General features: G+C 47.5%; 18 protein-coding genes. 17 read left to right on the forward strand and 1 reads right to left on the reverse strand.

Annotated elements, in window-relative coordinates; translation table 11 throughout:
• Positions 1-11: 11 nt before the first annotated feature.
• From gspD to K5Q99_RS12270, 11 genes are all read left to right on the forward strand, one after another.
• The gene (gspD, locus tag K5Q99_RS12220; protein WP_220777013.1) at positions 12-2129 is read left to right on the forward strand and encodes a type II secretion system secretin GspD; all 2118 of its coding nucleotides are present in this window, start codon (positions 12-14) and stop codon (positions 2127-2129) included.
• On the forward strand, positions 2122-3687 hold the full coding sequence (gene gspE, locus K5Q99_RS12225) for a type II secretion system ATPase GspE (protein WP_115335979.1): 1566 nt from the start codon (positions 2122-2124) through the stop codon (positions 3685-3687). Before gspD ends, gspE begins: the two co-directional genes overlap by 8 nt.
• Positions 3688-3690: 3 nt before the next feature.
• Positions 3691-4914 carry a type II secretion system inner membrane protein GspF gene (gspF, locus tag K5Q99_RS12230; protein ID WP_115335980.1) on the forward strand — a complete coding sequence of 408 codons (1224 nt, stop codon included), beginning with the start codon at positions 3691-3693 and terminating at the stop codon, positions 4912-4914.
• A 62-nt stretch (positions 4915-4976) separates the two neighbouring features.
• Positions 4977-5411 carry a type II secretion system major pseudopilin GspG gene (gene gspG / locus K5Q99_RS12235; RefSeq protein WP_006083645.1) on the forward strand — a complete coding sequence of 145 codons (435 nt, stop codon included), beginning with the start codon at positions 4977-4979 and terminating at the stop codon, positions 5409-5411.
• A 1-nt stretch (position 5412) separates the two neighbouring features.
• The gene (gene gspH, locus K5Q99_RS12240) at positions 5413-5988 is read left to right on the forward strand and encodes a type II secretion system minor pseudopilin GspH (RefSeq protein WP_011848173.1); all 576 of its coding nucleotides are present in this window, start codon (positions 5413-5415) and stop codon (positions 5986-5988) included.
• The gene (gene gspI, locus K5Q99_RS12245; protein WP_011982092.1) at positions 5975-6343 is read left to right on the forward strand and encodes a type II secretion system minor pseudopilin GspI; all 369 of its coding nucleotides are present in this window, start codon (positions 5975-5977) and stop codon (positions 6341-6343) included. The genes gspH and gspI overlap by 14 nt, the downstream gene beginning before the upstream one ends.
• Entirely contained in the window at positions 6324-7097 is a 774-nt protein-coding gene (gspJ, locus tag K5Q99_RS12250) for a type II secretion system minor pseudopilin GspJ (RefSeq protein WP_220777014.1), read from the forward strand. Before gspI ends, gspJ begins: the two co-directional genes overlap by 20 nt.
• Positions 7094-8092 (forward strand): type II secretion system minor pseudopilin GspK, encoded by a 999-nt coding sequence (gspK, locus tag K5Q99_RS12255; protein ID WP_106648496.1) that lies wholly within the window; start codon positions 7094-7096, stop codon positions 8090-8092. The genes gspJ and gspK overlap by 4 nt, the downstream gene beginning before the upstream one ends.
• Positions 8093-8183: 91 nt before the next feature.
• Positions 8184-9371, forward strand: a complete 1188-nt coding sequence (gene gspL, locus K5Q99_RS12260; protein ID WP_220777015.1) for a type II secretion system protein GspL — start codon at positions 8184-8186, stop codon at positions 9369-9371.
• 1 nt (position 9372) lies between these two features.
• Positions 9373-9849 carry a type II secretion system protein M gene (locus K5Q99_RS12265; protein WP_106648494.1) on the forward strand — a complete coding sequence of 159 codons (477 nt, stop codon included), beginning with the start codon at positions 9373-9375 and terminating at the stop codon, positions 9847-9849.
• A 14-nt stretch (positions 9850-9863) separates the two neighbouring features.
• Positions 9864-10625, forward strand: a complete 762-nt coding sequence (locus K5Q99_RS12270; protein ID WP_220777016.1) for a type II secretion system protein N — start codon at positions 9864-9866, stop codon at positions 10623-10625.
• Positions 10626-10703: 78 nt separating this feature from the next.
• On the opposite strand, the gene yrfG is transcribed toward K5Q99_RS12270, so the two are convergent.
• Positions 10704-11366, reverse strand: coding sequence for a GMP/IMP nucleotidase (gene yrfG / locus K5Q99_RS12275; protein ID WP_220777017.1), 663 nt, complete (start codon positions 11364-11366; stop codon positions 10704-10706).
• Between the two features lie 166 nt (positions 11367-11532).
• Here yrfG and K5Q99_RS12280 point away from each other — a divergent pair, with 166 nt between their 5' ends.
• The 6 genes from K5Q99_RS12280 to K5Q99_RS12305 all read left to right on the forward strand — a co-directional run.
• The gene (locus tag K5Q99_RS12280; protein WP_220777018.1) at positions 11533-12120 is read left to right on the forward strand and encodes an aspartyl/asparaginyl beta-hydroxylase domain-containing protein; all 588 of its coding nucleotides are present in this window, start codon (positions 11533-11535) and stop codon (positions 12118-12120) included.
• Entirely contained in the window at positions 12098-14155 is a 2058-nt protein-coding gene (locus K5Q99_RS12285; protein ID WP_220777019.1) for a phytanoyl-CoA dioxygenase family protein, read from the forward strand. The genes K5Q99_RS12280 and K5Q99_RS12285 overlap by 23 nt, the downstream gene beginning before the upstream one ends.
• On the forward strand, positions 14155-15315 hold the full coding sequence (locus K5Q99_RS12290; protein ID WP_220777020.1) for a sulfotransferase domain-containing protein: 1161 nt from the start codon (positions 14155-14157) through the stop codon (positions 15313-15315). The genes K5Q99_RS12285 and K5Q99_RS12290 overlap by 1 nt, the downstream gene beginning before the upstream one ends.
• Positions 15312-15800 (forward strand): GNAT family N-acetyltransferase, encoded by a 489-nt coding sequence (locus K5Q99_RS12295; protein ID WP_220777021.1) that lies wholly within the window; start codon positions 15312-15314, stop codon positions 15798-15800. The genes K5Q99_RS12290 and K5Q99_RS12295 overlap by 4 nt, the downstream gene beginning before the upstream one ends.
• A 243-nt stretch (positions 15801-16043) precedes the next feature.
• Complete coding sequence (locus tag K5Q99_RS12300; RefSeq protein ID WP_220777022.1) at positions 16044-16643, forward strand: phage tail protein; 600 nt, start codon at positions 16044-16046, stop codon at positions 16641-16643.
• 92 nt (positions 16644-16735) lie between these two features.
• Positions 16736-20852, forward strand: a 4117-nt coding sequence (locus tag K5Q99_RS12305; protein ID WP_220777023.1) for a beta strand repeat-containing protein, incomplete at its 3' end; no start/stop codon positions are given.

Consider the following 20852-nt stretch of genomic DNA (forward strand, 5'->3'; position numbering starts at 1 on the left):
AAAGAAAAAGAATGAATAACAAAAGGATTCGACGCAAGCTGATTGCTGGGGTTGTTGCGGGTGCAGCCATGTTCTCCTCCCAATTCGCTTGGTCTGAACAATATGCGGCCAACTTTAAGGGCACAGATATTCAAGAGTTTATCAATATCGTTGGTAAAAACCTGAATAAGACCATCATAGTCGACCCAACCATCCGCGGAAAAATCAACGTTCGCAGTTATGACCTGCTGAATGATGAACAGTATTACCAGTTCTTCCTCAACGTCTTACAAGTCTACGGTTATGCCATCGTTGAGATGGAAAATAATGTTATTAAAGTCATCAAGGACAAAGACGCCAAAACCGCAGCCATCCGAGTGGCAAATGATAACGAACCCGGCATGGGTGATGAAATGGTCACCCGCATCGTGGCCTTATATAACACTGAGGCCAAACAATTAGCGCCCTTGTTACGCCAATTAAATGATAACGCGGGTGGCGGTAACGTAGTGAACTACGATCCCTCCAACGTCTTGATGTTGTCTGGCCGTGCTGCCGTGGTGAATAAGTTGGTTGAAATTGTCCGCCGCGTAGATAAGCAGGGCGATACTTCAGTACAAGTCGTGCCGCTCGAATACGCTTCTGCGGGGGAAATGGTACGAATTATCGATACTCTTTACCGTGCCACGGCTAACCAGGCTCAATTGCCAGGCCAAGCGCCAAAAGTGGTTGCCGACGAACGCATCAACGCTGTGGTTGTTAGCGGTGATGAAAAGAGTCGCCAACGTGTGGTCGAACTTATTCATCGTCTCGATGCCGAGCAAGCCAGCACGGGCAACACTAAGGTGCGTTACTTACGTTATGCCAAGGCCGAAGATTTAGTTGAAGTGCTGACAGGGTTTGCCCAAAAATTAGAGGGTGATAAAGACCCAAGCGCTCAGGCTGCTGGTGGTAAACGCCGTAACGAAATCAATATCATGGCACATGCTGAAACCAACGCCTTAGTGATCAGTGCTGAACCCGATCAGATGCGTACTATCGAGAGCGTGATTAATCAACTCGACATCCGCCGTGCTCAAGTGTTAGTTGAAGCGATTATCGTGGAAGTGGCTGAGGGCGATAACGTTGGCTTTGGGGTGCAATGGGCCTCGAAATCGGGTGGCGGGACTCAGTTTAATAACTTAGGCCCAACCATAGGTGAAGTCGGGGCGGGTGTTTGGGCGGCTCAAACTGAAAAAGCTTCTCAAACCTGTACGGGTTCAGGTGATAACAAAACTTGTACAGAAAATCCAGATAAGCGTGGAGATGTTACCTTACTTGCCCAAGCTTTAGGTAAAGTGAACGGTATGGCATGGGGTGTGGCCATGGGTGACTTTGGTGCACTGATCCAAGCCGTGTCGAGTGACACTAACTCAAACGTACTGGCGACACCTTCTATTACTACCTTGGATAACCAAGAAGCATCTTTCATCGTCGGTGATGAAGTGCCTATTCTGACTGGCTCTACCGCCAGCTCTAACAATAGCAACCCATTCCAAACCGTTGAACGTAAAGAGGTTGGGGTTAAGTTGAAAGTGGTGCCGCAGATCAACGAAGGCAATGCGGTTAAGCTGACGATTGAGCAGGAAGTATCAGGAGTTAACGGTAATACAGGTGTGGATATTTCCTTTGCGACACGACGTTTAACCACTACCGTTATGGCTGATTCAGGGCAAATTGTGGTTCTGGGTGGTTTGATCAACGAAGAAGTGCAAGAAAGCATACAAAAAGTACCATTCTTGGGTGATATTCCTATTTTGGGACATTTATTTAAATCTTCTTCTAGCAAAAAGACCAAGAAAAATCTGATGATCTTCATTAAGCCAACCATTATTCGTGATGGTGTGACTATGGAAGGGATTGCGGGCCGTAAATACAACTATTTCAGAGCATTACAACTTGAGCAGCAAGAGCGTGGCGTAAACTTAATGCCAAATACGCAAGTGCCTGTGTTGGAAGAATGGAATCAATCAGAGTATTTGCCGCCAGAAGTTAACGCGATTTTAGAGCGTTACAAAGAGGGCAAAGGCTTAGATACTCAGATGCGTAAAACAGATCCGACTTTAAAGTCACTGGAAGAAAACAAGAATAAAGATAAAACCAATGAGTGAAATACAATTATCCCAAGTCGATGACCTCAGCCAAGTCTCCAATGAGCTAGGTCTGGAAGCTGAAGGTGATGAGGTGTTTCGTTCGAGCAGTAAAGAGCGTTTACCCTTTGCCTTCGCCCATCGCCACGATGTGGTGCTCGCGCCGGGTGAAACGGGCGAGTTGAGCTTGTTTTATACCAGCAAAACACCGTTAACGGCCATGCTTGAAGCACGGCGTTATTCGGGTGTCGATTTGCCTTTGGTTAAGCTCGAAGTCGCGAAGTTTGAGGCTAAGCTCACCCAAGCCTATCAGGCAAACTCGTCTGAAGCGCAGCAGTTGATGGAAGACATAGGCAACGAGATGGATTTATTCACCCTTGCCGAAGAACTGCCGCAGACCGAAGACTTGCTCGAAGGTGATGATGACGCGCCTATCATCAAACTGATTAATGCCTTGTTATCTGAAGCGATTAAAGAAGAAGCCTCGGATATCCACATCGAGACCTACGAGAAACAGCTCATAGTGCGTTTCCGTATCGATGGTGTGCTCAAGGAAGTGCTTAAGCCAAACCGTAAGCTGTCGTCGCTGTTAGTGTCGCGGATTAAGGTGATGGCGCGCCTCGATATCGCCGAAAAACGTGTACCACAGGATGGCCGTATTTCCCTGCGTATTGCTGGTCGTGCGGTAGATGTGCGGGTATCGACCATGCCATCGAGCCATGGTGAGCGCGTCGTGCTGCGTCTGCTGGATAAAAATACTGGCAACCTCGATTTAGAGCAATTGGGGATGACCGATAGTATTCGCGTTAAGTTTGAAGATCTTATCCGTCGCCCCCACGGTATTATTCTGGTGACTGGCCCAACGGGCTCGGGTAAAAGTACCACCTTGTATGCGGGTCTGACTGAGATTAACTCTAAAGACACCAACATACTTACCGTGGAAGACCCAATCGAATATGAGTTAGACGGCATAGGCCAGACCCAAGTTAACATTAAGGCTGACATGACTTTCGCTCGAGGTCTGCGTGCGATTTTGCGTCAAGATCCCGATGTGGTGATGATAGGTGAAATCCGTGACCTCGAAACCGCGCAAATTGCGGTGCAAGCATCACTGACTGGTCACATGGTGATTTCAACCCTGCATACCAACACAGCCTCTGGCGCAATTACGCGTTTGCAAGACATGGGTGTTGAGCCATTCCTTGTATCATCGAGTTTGCTCGGTGTGTTGGCGCAACGTTTGATCCGTACCCTTTGTCCCAAATGTAAAATTGAGCACGTGCCCGATGCACGTGAGCGTGAGTTACTGGGCATAGCGGCCGATGACGACAGACGTATCTTCCGCGCCAATGGTTGTAAGTCCTGTGGTAACAATGGTTACCGTGGTCGAACCGGTATTCATGAATTATTGTTGGTTGATGACAATGTACGCGAATTGATCCATGGCGGCCGCGGTGAGTTAGCTATCGAAAAGTATATCCGTCAGTCTGTGCCGAGCATTCGTCATGATGGTATGAGCAAAGTGCTCGCGGGCATCACCACTCTCGAAGAAGTGCTACGTGTGACTCGCGAGGAGTAATTTATGCCAGCATTTGAATATAAGGCATTGGATGCCAAGGGAAAGCAGCTTAAGGGCGTAATCGAGGCGGATACCGCCAGACACGCCCGCAGCCAGTTGCGCGATCAGCGCATGATGCCCTTAGAAATTCTGCCTGTTTCTGAAAAAGAAGCCAAAGCCAAAAGCAGCAGCTTTGCGTTTTTCAAACGGGGTATCTCGGTCGCTGAATTAGCCTTGATCACCCGTCAAATCGCGACCTTAGTGGCCGCAGGTTTACCGATTGAAGAATCCCTCAAGGCCGTTGGTCAGCAATGCGAAAAAGATCGCCTTGCAAGTATGATTATGGCGGTACGTTCGCGGGTGGTTGAAGGTTACAGTCTGGCCGACTCCTTGGCTGAATTTCCGCATATTTTCGATGATTTATACCGTGCCATGGTGGCTTCGGGTGAAAAATCCGGTCACTTAGAAGTGGTGCTTAATCGATTGGCGGATTACACAGAGCGACGCCAACAGCTTAAATCTAAGCTGACCCAAGCCATGATTTATCCCGCAGTATTGACCACAGTGGCGATTGGGGTGATTTCTATCCTGCTGGCGGCGGTGGTGCCGAAAGTCGTTGGCCAGTTTGAACACATGGGCGCCGAGTTACCCGCTTCGACCCGCTTCTTGATTTCGGCCTCTGACTTTGTGCAAAACTACGGTGTGTTTGTGGTCATTGCCCTAGTGATGCTGTTCGCGCTCTTTCGGCGCATGTTAAAGTCGCCTGCGTTTCGAATGAAGTACGACAATTTTCTATTGAGCATGCCAGTTGTGGGCCGCGTGAGTAAGGGCTTAAATACGGCACGTTTTGCACGGACCTTAAGTATCTTATCCGCAAGCTCTGTGCCTTTGCTTGACGGTATGCGTATCGCCAGTGAAGTATTGCAGAATGTGCGAGTACGAGCTGCAGTGGATGATGCGACTGCGCGGGTGCGTGAAGGAACTAGCTTAGGTGCGGCATTGACTAATACTAAGTTGTTTCCGGCAATGATGTTATACATGATTGCCTCGGGCGAAAAGAGTGGCCAGCTTGAGCAAATGTTAGAACGCGCCGCCGATAACCAAGACAGGGAATTCGAGGGCAACGTCAATATAGCGTTAGGGGTATTTGAACCTATGCTGGTGGTGAGTATGGCGTGTGTGGTGCTGTTTATCGTGATGGCGATTCTGCAGCCAATCTTAGCCTTGAATAACTTGATTAGCGGTTAATTTTTGAATTTATGGATTATGACCAAGTCGATTGGCATAGGGTTTTTTAGGAGAAGTAGTCGATGCAAATGAACAAGAAACATCAAGGTTTTACCTTACTTGAAGTGATGGTGGTTATTGTTATTTTAGGGATTTTAGCCTCTATGGTGGTGCCTAACTTAATGGGTAACAAAGATAAAGCTGACCAACAAAAAGCAGTATCTGACATAGTCGCACTCGAAAATGCCTTAGACATGTATAAGTTAGACAACGGCATCTACCCGACGACCGAGCAAGGCTTAGAAGCCTTAGTGCAAAAACCAACGATTTCACCTGAGCCACGTAATTACCGTGAAGATGGTTATGTCAAACGTCTGCCAGAAGATCCATGGCGCAATAAGTACTTGCTGCTCAGCCCTGGCGAAAACGGCAAGCTAGATATATTCACAGCAGGCCCAGATGGTCAACCAGGTACCGAAGATGACATCGGTAACTGGAATTTACAGAATTTCCAATAAGATGCTAAAGCTGCGCCACGCTGGTTTCACCTTAATGGAGGTGATGCTAGTGATCTTGTTGATGGGACTCACGGCAGCGGCTGTGACTATGTCTATCGGCAATTCGGGCCCACAACAGGCCCTAGATAGAACGGCGCGGCAGTTTATCGCTGCCACTGAAATGGTGCTAGATGAGACCGTTTTGAGTGGCCAATTTATTGGGATTGTGATTGAGAAAACCAGTTATCAGTTTGTTTTTTATAAAGACGGTAAGTGGGAGCCTTTGGACAAAGACAGACTCTTGTCTGAAAAGCAGATGGAGCCGGGTGTCGTGATGAACTTAGTGCTCGATGGTTTGCCCTTGGTACAAGACGATGAAGAAGACGATTCTTGGTTTGAAGAACCACTGATTGAGCCCTCTGCCGATGACAAGAAGAAACATCCTGAGCCACAGGTCATGCTATTCCCGAGCGGTGAAATGAGCGCTTTTGAGCTGACGTTTATCGCCAAAACTGACAAAGGTCAGCAGGCCGAAGCGTTAGTGGTCGGTGATGCGCTGGGCAGATTAACCATAGGGCGCCCCGATGAAACGCGTTAAGGGCATGACTTTACTCGAAGTGATTGTGGCCCTTGCCGTGTTTTCGATTGCGGCCGTGTCGATCACTAAAAGTTTGGGCGAGCAGATGGCCAACATGCCGATTCTGGAATCGCGCACTTTGGCACAGTGGGTGGCCGATAATCAGATGGTCGATGCCAGACTCGAGCCGCAGTTTCCTGAAATCGGTAAAAAAGAAGGCCAAGTTGAACTCGCAGGAAAGGATTGGTATTGGCGTAAAGAAGTGGTGAAAACCACGGACGATAATTTTCGTATGATCCGCATAAGCGTGAGTGAAGACGAACGCTATCAGCGTATTGCAGCACAAGTGAGCAGTTATGTCCTTAAAACTGACTAGTGCGCAGCGGGGATTTACCCTACTAGAAATGCTGATCGCTATCGCGATTTTCGCCATGATAGGTTTGGCTTCTAATGCCGTGCTCAGCACTGTGCTGACCAACGATGAAGTGACGCGCGCTTTCTCTACTCGGCTTAAGGCCCTGCAGCAAGGCTTTGGTGCGATTGAGCGGGATCTCGCCCAAATGGTGGCGCGTACACCCAGATTACTTGAAGGGGGTCGAGGTTCGACCGTCTTCCAAACGGGCAATGATATCTTAGACTCGGAATCGGAAGCCTTAGTGTTTTACCGATTAGGTTGGTTAAATCCAGACGGTTTATTACCGCGGGGCAGCTTACAGTCTGTGGCGTATGTGGTGCACGAAGGGCGACTGGAGCGTTGGTATTTTCCTTATCCTGAGCCTGAATTTGGCGCCGAGCCGATTAAGACAGTGGTCATAGATAAAGTGTTGTCGGTGGAATATTCCTTCTTTATGGATGACAAATGGGAGCGCAAAGTAGAAGCGACTAAGTTGCCTAAAGCGATCGCCATGGAAATTGAGATTGAAGGCTTAGGCAAGATCCAACGTAAGTTCTTGCTGCCGCTAGGTGCTGCAGCACCTGAAAAGTCTAAGGATGATGATAATAAAGACGAAAATCCGGACGATGCTAACAAAGATAAAAACGACGACGGCAGTGGCACAGGCAATGGTTCCGGTGACCCAGATTCTGGCGATACCGGAGACGGTGATCCTGATGCCGAGGGCCGCGAATGAGAACCCAATCTCGGTCTAAACAGCGCGGCGTTGCACTGATCGTTGTGCTCTTGATAGTGGCTATGGTGGTGATCATCGCGACAAATATCACTGGCCGTAATCAGTTGTCCATGCGCCGAACCTTAAACTTGGCTCAGTACGATCAAGCTTATTGGTATGCGATTTCCGCCGAAGAACTGGCGAAGAAGATTTTAAAACAAGATTTAGATGACTCTGAAGGTCGAGTCCACAGGCAGCAATATTGGGCCATGGCTGATGTGGTTTTTCCTGCGGAATACGGTGAAATCGCGGGCAAGATCACTGACATGCGCGCCTGTTTTAATTTAAACGCCTTGTCCGCGACCACGAAAGAGGTGGAAAACGGTCAACCTAAGCTGCCCTTGGCGGCGAAGCAATATAAGGCTTTGTTGGTGAGTTTAGGGATGGACGACTTTAGTGCGGACCGTCTGACTCAGACCTTAAAAGATTATATCGACGATGACACCACGGCCAGCCCTTATGGTGCCGAAGATGCCGAATACGAAGCGCGTAATGTACCTTACCGTGCGGCCAATACGCTGATGAATCATCGCAGTGAGTTACGGGCGGTGATGGGATACACCCAAGATATCTATTTGAAACTCTTGCCCTATGTTTGTGTGATCCCAGGCAATGATCGGCAATTGCTTAACGTCAATACCTTAGAAGTTGAGCAAGCGGCGTTATTAGCTGGCATGCTCGATAATCAGATTTCGGTCGGCGAAGCAGAAAGTATCATCAACCAACGTCCCGGCGATGGTTTTGACAAAATCGAAGATTTTTATGAAAGCTCATCTATGGGCTCGATCAAGTGGGAAGGTGCCATGAAGTCGAGTTTTGTCATCGATAGCCAATATTTTCTGTTGGCCTCGGGGGCGAAAGTCGATAACGCCGTATTTAGAATGGAAAGCGTGCTCAAAAAGGGCGGCGGCAACAAAATGGAAGTGCTCACCCGTCAGTTTGGTGGACAAAAATAATGGCAGTGCTCACCCGGCAGAATCTGGTGGCCAAAAATAATAGCAACGAGCTCAGTCACGCTTTCTTGACTGGGACTGGTGGAGAAAAACTGTGAGTGAACGGCTATTTATTCGCTTGGGCAGAACAGCAGAGCAAGCATGCTCATGGCTCGTTTGGTCTGAGCAAGAACAGGAAATTATCGCCTCTGGCGAGCTCGCCAATGCCCAAGGTTTGTCGACCTTAACTGAGCGTGCGGGTAATCGTCCCGTCGATGTGTTAGTGCCCGCCGCGGCAATGACACTCACTAGCGTGCATTTACCCGAAAAAGGCCAACGCCAAGCCTTGAAAGCCTTGCCCTTTATGCTCGAAGAAGCTTTAGCCGAGGACGTGGATGCCATGCATTTTACCGTCGGCCCGCGTGATGGCGATGCCTTAAGCGTGGTCGCCGTGGCCCATGAGCAAATGCAGACTTGGCTGAGTTGTTTGACCGAAGCGGGTTTAAAGGTGAAGCGCATCGTACCCGACTGCTTAGCCTTACCATTGCAAGAGTGCCAATGGGCGGCAATGAATTTTGGTAATGAACTATTACTGCGTACCGGATTCGCGACAGGCCAGAGTTTACCTTTGCCTTGGTTACCGATTGCGCTGGAGCAACTTAGGCCCGCACAGGGCGAAGTGTCTGTCGCCAGTTATACCGATATGCAACTCGAAGGTGTTGAGCTTAAGCCGCAGTCACTTGAGCTACCTATGTTAGTGTTAGCCCGTGGTATTTTGCATGCGCCAGTGAATTTACTGAGCGGCGTTTACACGCCGAAGCGTGAATACAGCAAACAGTTGATGATGTGGAAGAGCGCTGCCATCGTTATCGCCATCGCTTGTGTGCTGGCCTTAGTGAATAAAGGGCTGACCATACATCAAGTCAATGGTCAGATTGCCGATCTGAAAGCTCAGAGCGAATCCATTTATCAGCAAGTGGTGCCGGGGAATTCGCGCATTGTTAACCTGCGTTCGCAGATGGAAAGTCAATTACGCGCATTGCAGGGACAGGGCAGTGGCGCCGAGTTTTTTGCCATGCTCGATGGTTTACAGGATGCCTTTAAGCAAGTGCCTGAACTTAAACCTAATAGCTTAAGATTCGAAAGTGCTCGTAACGAGATCCGCATGCAAGTGAGTGCGAAAAATTACGCGCAAATCGAGAAGTTTAAAGAGATCGTTGGTCGTCGTTTCCAACTCGATGGCGGCACTATGAATAGCGGTGAAGATCAAGTCACCAGTACCTTAACCTTGAGGAGCAAATAAGATGGATAATTTGCGGACTTGGTGGCAAGGGCTCGCATCGCGCGAGCAGCAGTTAGTCGGTTTTTGTTCGGTATTTTTAGTCATTGGTATTTTTTATTGGGGTGTTTGGACGCCAATCGCCACTGCCGAAGCCGATGCATTACGTAACCTCACTGCACAGCAACAGACGTTGAACTATGTAAAACAAACGGCGAATAAAATTGCGGGTTTGAAGCAAAACGGCGCTAAGCCGACTATGTCGGGTAGTTTAAGCTCAGTGGTTAACCAAACTGCGGGCAATTATGGGTTAGTGATTACTCGTATGCAGCCCCAAGGCGATAAGATCCAAGTGTGGATGGATGATGTTCCTTTTGATGCCTTGTTGGGTTATTTGAGTGAGTTAGTGCAGAAAAAAGGACTATCACTCGAAAGTGTTGATTTGGCAGAGGCCGATGCCCCTGGCTATGTCAAAGTTAGACGTATCCAACTGTCGCAATAAATTAAGGTGTAGCTGTGAGTTTGATAAAAAAAGTCATCATAGGCGTACTGATTTATTTAGTATTTTTAGTCGTTCTATTTCCCGCTAAGATTGCGATAGCGTTAGCGCCATTACCTGCAAATATCAGTGTTTCGGGCGTGAGCGGCAGTATTTGGTCTGGCAACATAGAAACCTTAAGTATGCCGCAACGCCAGTTAGAACAAGTGCGTTGGGATCTGAGTCCTTGGGCCTTGTTGTTAGGTAAAGTGAAAGTTGATTTTCAAGTGGGCAGCCGCGCAACGCCTGTCAGCGCTAAGGGATTAGTCTCTTGGTCCATGGGCGGCTTAAGTGCGCAGGGGTTACGTTTCGAAGCGCCAGATAGCTTTTTACTCGGCAACGCAAAACTGCCCTTTAAAACCGAAATCTCCGGTGAAGTCAGCCTATTAGTCGAGACGTTAGAGCAAGGTAAACCTTGGTGCGAGCAATTGTCTGGTAAGCTGTTTTTGAATCAAACCAATGTTAAAAACCAGTTTGGCAACTATCCACTAGGCAATATCGAACTCGGCCTGAGTTGCGTAGACGGCAAAGCGCAATTAGCCACAGATGAAGCCAAAAACCAGCTCGGTATCGTCGGCACTTTGCAGTTAGACGAAGGCAATATGGTCAAAGTAGCAGCTAAGATTAAAGAAACGGCTGAGCAACCAGAAGATATGCGTAAGTCACTGGGTATGTTAGGCAAACGCGACAGCGACGGTTATTTCCCTGTGGTATATCAGGGGCGTATTCCTGGGCTATAGCGCTGTTTCAGCGCGCGATGATAGATCTGCACTATGAATGAAAACGAAGGCACCTTAGGTGCCTTTTTTATTGTATTTTTATCGTGTTAGATCCTTGAGTAGCGAGTGATAGTCGGTAATCGCGGGGAAATCTTGAAAGACTTTGACTGGCTTTTTACTGTCTGGGTTAGCAATCCCTAATTGATGACCCACACCGGCAAGTTTAGCGGCCTTGAGTATGGGTTCGCTGTCGTCGATAAAGAGACAGCGACTTGGCTCAAGTTGAAACTTTTCAAACAAGGTGAGCCAAAATTGTGGGTGTTCCTTAGGGTAACCTGTCTCGTGGCTGGAGATCATGGCATCGAGCCCTGCGGCCAGCTCGGTATGTTCAAGCTTTAAGGCAAGACTCTTAGGGTGGGTATTGGTCACCAGAATGCGCTGTTTACCCGCAGAGGCCAAGGCCGCTAAAAATGGCATGCTGTCTTGGCGCAGCTGAATGCGATCCACTAAAGTGCGATGTAAACCCATAATGTCGAGTTGTAGCTGCTCCTGCCAATAATCGAGACAGTACCAATCGAGTGTGCCGACGACTTTTTCATAGGCATTTACGACTAACTGCTGCGCTTCGTCCTCGCTCAGACCCCGTTGCCTGCTTAATTCCTGCGGCACTAAATTCAGCCAAAAATGGTTGTCGAAGTGCAAATCTAAAAGCGTGCCATCCATGTCGAGCAGGACCGTATCGATAGTCTTCCAGTTAAACATTGGTATTTCCTATTCTTTGCATGATGAACAACGCCTGCGATTGACGTATGAGCAGGGTAATTCTCAGTGGTCGCTACGATGATTATTCCCGTAACTTGTATGCTCATATCTTTGTGCTAGTCTTGGATGACTAATTATTTTTAGTCTGAAAATTAAGCGGTTGGATATGGATATCTGTTCTTTTGCCCTATTAGCTCAAGTTCCAAACTCCCTTAGTTTACAGCAAGAGCTGAATGCTTTGCTGCTGCAAGACTGGCTACCCCACGTAAATCAGCGTGATTATATGGGGGGGTGGGATGTTCTCGCCTTACGCTGTGCTGCAGAGTATCGCGGTGCTCATCCTATCTTGCAAGCCTTCTCAATTTCTACCGGTCAGCACTGGCAAGATTTGCCTCAACTCGAATCGAGCCCTGCGTTATGCCATTTTCTGCAATCCTTAGCCTGCCCAGTGAAATCCGTGCGTTTGATGCGCTTACATGCGGGGGCAGAAATCAAACCCCATAGAGATCAAGGACTCTGCCTAGAACAAGGCGAGGCAAGATTACATTTGCCACTGCAAACGAATGAGCAACTCAATTTTTACGTGGACGATAAACGTGTACCCATGCAGGCCGGAGAGCTTTGGTATATCAATGCCGACCAAGTCCATTGGGTTGAAAATAAAGGGCAGGATGCGCGGATCAATTTAGTGATTGATTGCGAGGTCAATACTTGGTTAAGGGAGTTAATCGATGCTGCAAAGATCAGAGCTTGAATTAGGGCATAGTTTGGATGTAGCTGTATTAACTCAGTTTGCTAATGCGCTACTGCTGTCAACCTCAGCAGGGGAGTCTAAACGGCTCATTGATCCCATGTTGAAGCAGTTGTGCCAAATAGCGGCAGTGGAGTTACACCCCGAGTCTTTTTTGGATACTGAGGCGAGCCATACGCCTTTTGGTAAGGCTGTGTCACTCACTACCGCGGCGCAGTGTGCCGAAGATCCCGAGCGGGGCCGAGTCTTTATACAAGGGATTTATCAAGCAATACAAGATCGTCTAAAGGCTCATCCCGGGCAGACTGTGAACATCTTATATGCGGGGACTGGGCCTTTTGCTTGGTTATTATTACCTCTGCTGCCGTTATTTTCTGCGAGTCAAATTCAAGTGACCTTGCTCGACATTCATCAAGCCTCGTTAGATAAAGTTACTAAGCTTATTGAACACTTTGATTTAGCTGATCGTGTGGTGGAGAGTGTCTGTGCGGATGCCACGCTTTGGCAGCCAAATACAGTCGTAAAGTTTGATGTGATTCTTTCCGAAACCATGAAGCACTTGTTGCAACAGGAGCCGCAAGTGCAAATTTTTACCCATTTACAGGCGTATCTTGCAGATGATGGTGTGCTCATCCCGCAAAATATTGAGTTAGACGCTTGGCTTGAGTGTCGTACTGTGCAGGATTTTGTGGAGACGCATTATTTAGGACCGTTATTCGCGCTCAACCTACAAACAGCACGCTTGCTTGCCAGTGGAGACCGTAGCTTCTTGGCTGGTACTTTACTACTCCCCGATTTCAGCCCGAGTGCGGTAACGCTTAAGTTCACGACTTCCATTCAAGTCTATGGTCATTCCACGCTGAGCGAATACCAATCTCAACTCACGTTACCTCGATATCGACGTGAACATTGGCTTAAGCCTCTTTCAACTCTCAGTTTTCGATATGAGCAGGGCACTCATCCCGATTTCGTGTTTGATGTTATAGCGCAAAAACCTGTGCTTGTGTCGAGTGACGATCTGAGCTGCTTAGGCATTTATCATCTACAGCGACTCTGGCAAAAAATACAACTGCGTAAACGGGGTGAGTCTTTCATTGAACTCGCTAATGAATGGCATTTAGATAAGGCCTTGCTGGATCTCTGTGGCATAGGCCTAGAGCCGGGTCTAAGAGCTTTATATCAAAACGATCATCAGTCAGCTTTTGTCGCTTACATTCAGCAAATAGCCAAGCTAACAGCCGCGGATATAGCTGGGATTAATCAGCAATTAGGCGCTATTTCCCATGGATTAACGCCATCGGTCACAGTACCAGAAGTCGAAGACTTCAATTCAGCAGAGGTTGAAGACTTAAATCCAGCGGCAGTCCTCAGTGAGTCACAACTCAATTTTTGGCAAAGTGAAGGTTACTTAGTGATCCCGCAAGTACTCACGGCAGAGCAATGCGCCGCAACACGAGATTTTATTTGGCAGCAGTTAGGGGCCAATGAACAAGATCCCGCCACTTGGTATCAAGCTCATGAGTTTATGCAGAAAATAATGCTACAACTGTTTCGCCATCCGCAACTGGACGCGAATCGACAAGTCCCCAAAATCCGTCAAGTGTTTGAACAGTTGTGGCAGCGAACGGATTTAGTCATGACGACCGATAGAGTCAGCTTTAATCCACCTGAAACGCCAACTTGGCAATTCCCCGGTCCGGATATGCACTGGGATATGCCGCTACAGCTACCCGTTAAGTTTGGCACTCAAGGGTTAATTTATTTAACTGATACGAGTGCCGAGCAAGGTGCATTTTGTTGTGTCCCCGGATTTCATCTCAAGATAGAAGAGTGGCTTCTCGAACAAAACAAAAAGCAAAACAAGACGGATATCGAGCTTCAGCAACAGGATTGGAGCAAGTGGCCTATTAGACCCCTAGCCGCAAATGCAGGTGATTTAATCATTTGGCACCATGCCTTGCCCCATGGCGCAAGCCCGAATCGGGCTAAACTACCGCGTATGGTGCAGTACATTAACTTTTATTCTGTGGCTTGCTAATGGTTGATTTTAAAGAACAACAGCAACGCTATTGGCAATTGTTGCATCAACCAGAGTCATTGTTTTTACTGCATCAAGCGAATGATGTAGAGCATTTTATCGCGCTGATGACGGATTTTCTTGCTTGGCCAGAGCTTAATTTAGAACACATGCTCGCATTTATTGCTTTGCAGCAAGATAGTTTTATTCCAGATTTAGATCACTTCAGTCAAGCCTGGTTTCCTTGTCGTTATAACTCACAACATCACACGGTGAGTTGGGTTCCGGCATTTCATAGGTTATCTAAACCCTTCTTAGAGGACGATATCAGTGATGCTCGTCGTTGTTTGCTCGCCAGTTTTATCCAACCTAAAACCTTGCTCGAACCACTATTATCCCAACGGGAAAGTTTGCCTATCGTAAATCCAAGTTTGATGATTTTTCACTGGTCCCGTTGTGGTTCGACGCTAGTTTCGAGCAGCTTTGCCCTGCTCGAAACTTGCCGAGTGCTCTCTGAATCTATGCTATGTAGCGATGTTATGCATGATGATCATTGGCCTTTGGCACTAAAACCTCAGCTCGTCGATTTATGCTTAAGACTACAGGGGCGATTGAGGCTGGGCGAGCGTGAGTTAGTGATCAAGTGGAATGCATGGGATCTGGCTTGCTGGCCGATGTTGCTCGAACTTTACCCTAAGAGTCGAGTGTTATGCTTGATACGCAATCCTAAGGATATTATTGCGTCTCATCAACGAGTTGTTGGGAGACATATGGCTGGAGGGCAAAGTTTACTCCCAACTGAACTGCATACTCAACAGATGGAAAATACGGATACTGAGCCTAGCTTAGATGAATTTCGTACCACCGTTTTACAGTATTTAGCGCAATTATCTGTCGCTTTACATCAATCTTCTCGAGTTATTCTACTGGATTATCATCAATTAAAAGATTTTAAACCCACAACATTCTCTACCATCTTAGGATGGCCACTATCTGAAGGTGAGATTGAGCGCTGGCAACACCATTGGCGTTTTGATGCGAAGCAGCAAGGGCAACTATTTACACCTGTTGTGCCAAATGAGTCCGTCCCAATCCGTGAATGTCAAAGCCCATCGTGGCAGCAATTATTAATCACCTATAACCAACTTTTGCAGCGTTTATATTGGGATAAAAAGGCATGATGCGAGGTGAGTTAAATCTACCAATAGGCTTGAGTGTTAAAGCTGCTAATACAAATGACGACCCATTTATGGCACAGCTTTTTTATTCCACAAAAACGCTTTTTTATGAACTTGGTTTACCCAGTGAAGTCGTTGAAATCATGCTGGAGCAACAATACCGACTGCAGCAAGCCTCTTATCGGGAACAATATCCAAATGCCAACACTTATATCTTGTTTTATCACCAGCAAGCCGTAGGGAAAGTGATGCTCGATATCAGTGAGTATAGGATTCATCTTGTTGATTTTATTATCATACCAAGTATGCGGGGACGCGGTTTTGGTTCGGCCATTTTAGCGGCCATTAAGCAAGAAGCGATGAAACGCCATTTACCTATCGGTTTATCTGTGGAGAGTGAAAATACTCAAGCTAAAAAGCTTTATCTACAGCATGGGTTTAAGCCCGAAAGTTACTCTGGCGCCTATGAATCTATGCTATGGCGTTAAGTGGAGAGTGATAATTTACACTGATTTATTTTTGTACAATTGTGTTTATTGATTTTTAATGTATGTTTAATTGTAATCAATTTGTTTTGTTTTTGATTTAAGTTATCTAGATAGTCCTCTCATCGTGTGATGTGGATGATGTTGTAATCAGCAAAAGGAACTCGCTGTCGATTAAATGTCGTGAGTAATCATTTCGTTGAAAAACGTTAAATAGACAAAATCGTTATTTTAAGGAGAAAAACAATGTCAGATCCATTTATCGGTCAAATCTCTATGTTCGCTGGTAATTTCGCTCCCCGTGGTTGGGCTTTTTGTAATGGGCAATTATTGTCCGTCTCGCAAAACTCTGCGCTTTTTGCAATTCTAGGCACCACCTATGGTGGCAATGGCCAAACGACTTTTGCACTGCCTAACCTACAAGGGCGTGTGCCTGTGCATCAAGGCCAAAGCCCTGGCATGAGTCAATATAACCTGGGACAAACGGGTGGGACTGAAAATGTGACATTGACTGCCAATGAATTACCCGCGCATATTCATTCCGTAGCACTAAATGGAACAGGAAATACGAGCGTTGCATTGGGAGCTTCCTCCGCTAACGGTAATACCGCTACTCCAGGGCCAACCACGGTACCCGCCAAAGTGGTTAGTGGGCTAACTGCTCTTAATGCTTTTAGCACTACTGCACCAGACACCACACTGTCGCCTGCGACTGCCACCACAACGGTTAACGTAAATGGAAATACTGGTATTGCCGGTAATAATATGCCAGTGCATATCGTACAACCTTACCAAGTTGTGAATTTCATTATTGCTCTTGAGGGCCTTTTCCCTTCTCGTAATTAAATCTGAAACAATATGGTTTAAATCTGTAAGTGCAAATGCGCGCAAGGATTGCGCTACTTGTATTGAAAATAAGCTAATTTAGGGGATGTGTCATGCTGCAACATGCTTACAAAATGATTCATGCTTTTAAGCATATTATGACTAGATTCTGTCATTCTTATTTGAAAATGTTCATTGTAGGCAGTTTTTTTGCGATGACCTCCCTCCATGCTAGTGCACAAAACCGTTCTTTTGACTTTACAACTGGCGATACCGTAACGCTGACAAATGCGGGATCTGCACTATCTAATCGAACAACATTTACACTGGAGTTTTGGGCCAAATTTACTAACGTCAGTGGGACCATCAATTTAGTGGATTTCACTGGCGGTGCCGATGCCGGTGGCCTCATATTGAACTCAGGTATACTAACTGTCGATCTTGAGCAGGATTTTCATAACCTGACAGAAAGTAATGTGTTGTCGTTAAGCGCAGGAACCTGGTATCACATTGCAGTTGTATTTGATAATGGAACTTGGGATTTTTATGTTGATGGCGTCGGACAGGGAATAAACGTTTTAGATCAAGGCGCCCGTAGTAGCGTTCCTAATTATACGGGATTTGGAGTGACCAATCTTGTGTTTGGGTTGCAGAACCACGTAGCGGTAGATGATTTCGTCGGTAGTATCGATGATATACGTATGTGGAGTAGTGCGCGCACGCAAGTGCAGATTCAAAATAACCGCAGTATCGAGTTGGTAGGCAATGAATCCGGCCTGCTGGGTTATTGGAAGCTGAATGAAGCCAGCGGTACTACAGTCAACGATAGCCAGACTAATTCCTCCATGTTAACAGGTACTAGCAGCGGTATCGGGTATAACGCAACGGGTGCATTTGTTACCGATTCTGTTGCCCCTGCGGTAAGCTCTATCACAGCCAGCACTGCAAACGGTACTTACAAAGTCGGGGATGTTATTAGTGTAGAGGTTAATTTTGATGAAGCAGTATTGGTGACAGGTACACCTCAACTCACACTTGAAACAGGCAGCACTGATCGCACCATTAACTACACCAGTGGTAGTAACTCCAGTACGTTGACATTCAGTTACACAGTTCAGTCTGGCGATACTTCGGCCGATTTAGATTATGTTGCTACCAATTCGCTGATGCTAAATAGTGGCACTATTCGCGACGCGGCAAGTAACAACGCCACCTTGACCTTGCCTTCTCCCGGTGCAGCAAACTCTTTGGGGGCGAATAAAAATATCATTATCGATGGCGTGGCCCCGACGGTTTCATCAGTGACTTCCAGTACCGCGAATGGCACTTATAAGATCGGCGATAGTATTAGTATTCAAGTCGACTTCAGCGAGGCTGTAACTGTTACAGGTACTCCGCAATTTACACTTGAGACAGGCGCAACGGATCGCACCGCGAACTACGCAAGTGGTAGTGGTTCCAGTGCGCTGACATTCAACTACACCATTCAGTCCGGCGATACGTCCAGTGACCTAGATTATGTCGCCACTAACTCCTTGGCATTGAATAGCGGAACCATCCGCGATGCCGCTACTAACAATGCGACCCTCACATTGGCGTCCCCTGGCGCAGCTAATTCACTGGGCAATAATAAAGCGCTGGTAGTGGACGGCATTGTGCCCTCTGTGACGAGCACCGCACCTTCGGGTGGTGCAGTATCAACAGATACCAGTGTTGATTTCACCGTTAACTTCAGCGAATCAGTCAGCAACATTTCTACCGATGATTTTGTCTTGGGTACAACCGGTGGCGCGACTGCCACTATAGTCAGCGTCTCCGCGAGTTCAGGCTCCAGCGTGAATGTGACAGTGAGCGGTATTACGGGTAATGGCACCATCAAACTCAACCTGAATGCATCGACCAATATCAGCGATGCAGCGGGTAACGCTGGCCCTGCAGCCTATACCAGCGGCTCAACTCATACTGTGGCTATCCCGACAGCCCCAGATGCTCCTACTATTGGCGCTGCAACGGCAGGTATTGGGCAGGCCTCTGTGGCTTTTAGCGCACCAGCAAATAATGGCGGCGCTGCCATAACGGGTTATACAGTGACATCTAACCCTGATGGCATTAGTGCTGGTGGTAATGGATTTACAACTTCTCCGATAACCGTAACTGGCCTAACAAATGGTACGGCTTACACCTTTACTGTGACGGCAACTAACGCCATTGGAACAAGCTCTGCATCAGATGCTTCAAATTCAGTGATACCCAAAGTTAACCAGACAATTACTTTTGCTAATCCGGGGGCGCAAAATTTCGGCACTAGTCCGACGTTAACTGCAACATCAGATTCATCGTTAATTGTCAGTTTCAGTTCATCGACACCAGCAGTTTGTTCGATTACGAGCAGTGGAACCCTGACCTTTTTGTCAACGGGCTCCTGTACTATCGATACAGATCAGAGTGGTAACGCGAGTACCAATGCTGCAAGCACTGTAAGTCAAACCTTTATGGTGAATGCCGTAGTGCCAAGTGCCCCAACGATTGGCACCGCAACGGCAGGGAATGCCCAGGCATCGGTTAACTTTACTGCGTCGGCAAGTAATGGTGGTGCTGCGGTTACTAGCTATACAGTTACGTCCAACCCCAATGGTTTTACTGGTACGGGCGTGGGTTCACCCATTTCGGTGATAGGATTAACCAATGGAGTGGCTTATACCTTCACTGTTACCGCGACTAACTCGACGGGTACAGGTGCTGCATCAGCAGCATCTAATTCCGTCACACCAGCATCACCGCAGACAATTACCTTCGCCGACCCAGGGGCGCAGAGTTTTGGTACCTCGCCAACCTTGACGGCGATATCAGACTCAGGATTAACCCCGACCTTTACTTCATCAACCACAGGAGTGTGTACTATTTCTTCTGGCGGGTTATTAAACTTCGTTTCTGTGGGTACTTGCACTATCAATGCCGATCAAGCGGGCGATAGCAGCTATTTGGCAGCGACGACTGTCAGCCGCTCATTTAGTATCAGTGCGGTTGTACCGGGTGCGCCAACTGCAGCGAGTGCGACTGCTGGCGATACTCAAGCCAGTGTGACCTTTAGTGCGCCAATCTTTACCGGTGGTGCAGCTATTACTGGTTATACAGCAACGTCAAATCCAAGTGGCTTCTCTGGGACGAGTGCTAGCTCACCGCTGACAGTAACTGGTCTTACTAATGGTGTAGCATATACATTTACCGTCACGGCTACTAACTCGGTGGGGACGGGAGCCGCTTCTGCTGCAACGAGCTCTACCACGCCTAAAGCGATACAAACCATCACTTTTGCAGACCCTGGTGCTCAAAGTTTTGGTACCGCACCGACGCTCATTGCGTCAGCAAGCTCAGGCTTAACAGTGACTTTTACATCATCTACTACAGGAGTTTGTACTATTACCGCTGGTGGCGCCTTAACGTTCGGTAGCACTGGCACGTGTACCATTGATGCGAATCAAGCGGGAGATGGCAGTTACTTAGCTGCGGCTCAGGTGAGTCGCTCATTCACTGTGAATGCTGTCGTTCCAGGCGTGCCAACCATAGGAACGGCTAGTGCAGCTGATAGCCAAGCGAGTGTGAGTTTTACCGCTCCGATATTCAATGGTGGTTCGTCAATCACGGGGTACACAGTGACCTCAAGCCCAGGTGGTTTCAACGCTTCGGGGGCAGCTTCCCCTATTACAGTAACTGGGCTTGCAAACGGTAGTCCTTATACCTTTAGTGTCGTAGCAACGAACGCGATTGGCAGCAGTAGTGCGTCAGTGGCGAGTAACTCGGTAACGCCAAATGGCGCCCCAGTCATTAGTGGTACGCCGACCTTAAGTGTTAATCAAGATGCGTCGTATCAGTTTACGCCTACAGCGTCTGACTCTGTGGGAGATGTACTTAGCTTTAGTATTGCTAATAAACCTGCATGGGCGACATTTAACACAACAACAGGAACGCTGTCAGGTACTCCCTCTAATCAAGATGTTGGTGTAACTAACGGGATTATTATCAGTGTTTCTGATGGTGCTTTGTCTGCGAGTTTACCCGCATTTAATTTAAGTGTAGTGAACATCAATGATGCGCCGACCATCAGTTCAACGGCCATCACAGCTGCCACTCAAGATGCGGCGTACAGCTACACCTTTGCGGCGAGTGATACCGATGTGGGTGACACATTAACTTTAAGCGCGGTGACCAAACCAAGTTGGTTGAGCTTCA

This window comes from Shewanella hafniensis, assembly GCF_019655335.1.
Classification (GTDB): domain Bacteria; phylum Pseudomonadota; class Gammaproteobacteria; order Enterobacterales; family Shewanellaceae; genus Shewanella; species Shewanella hafniensis.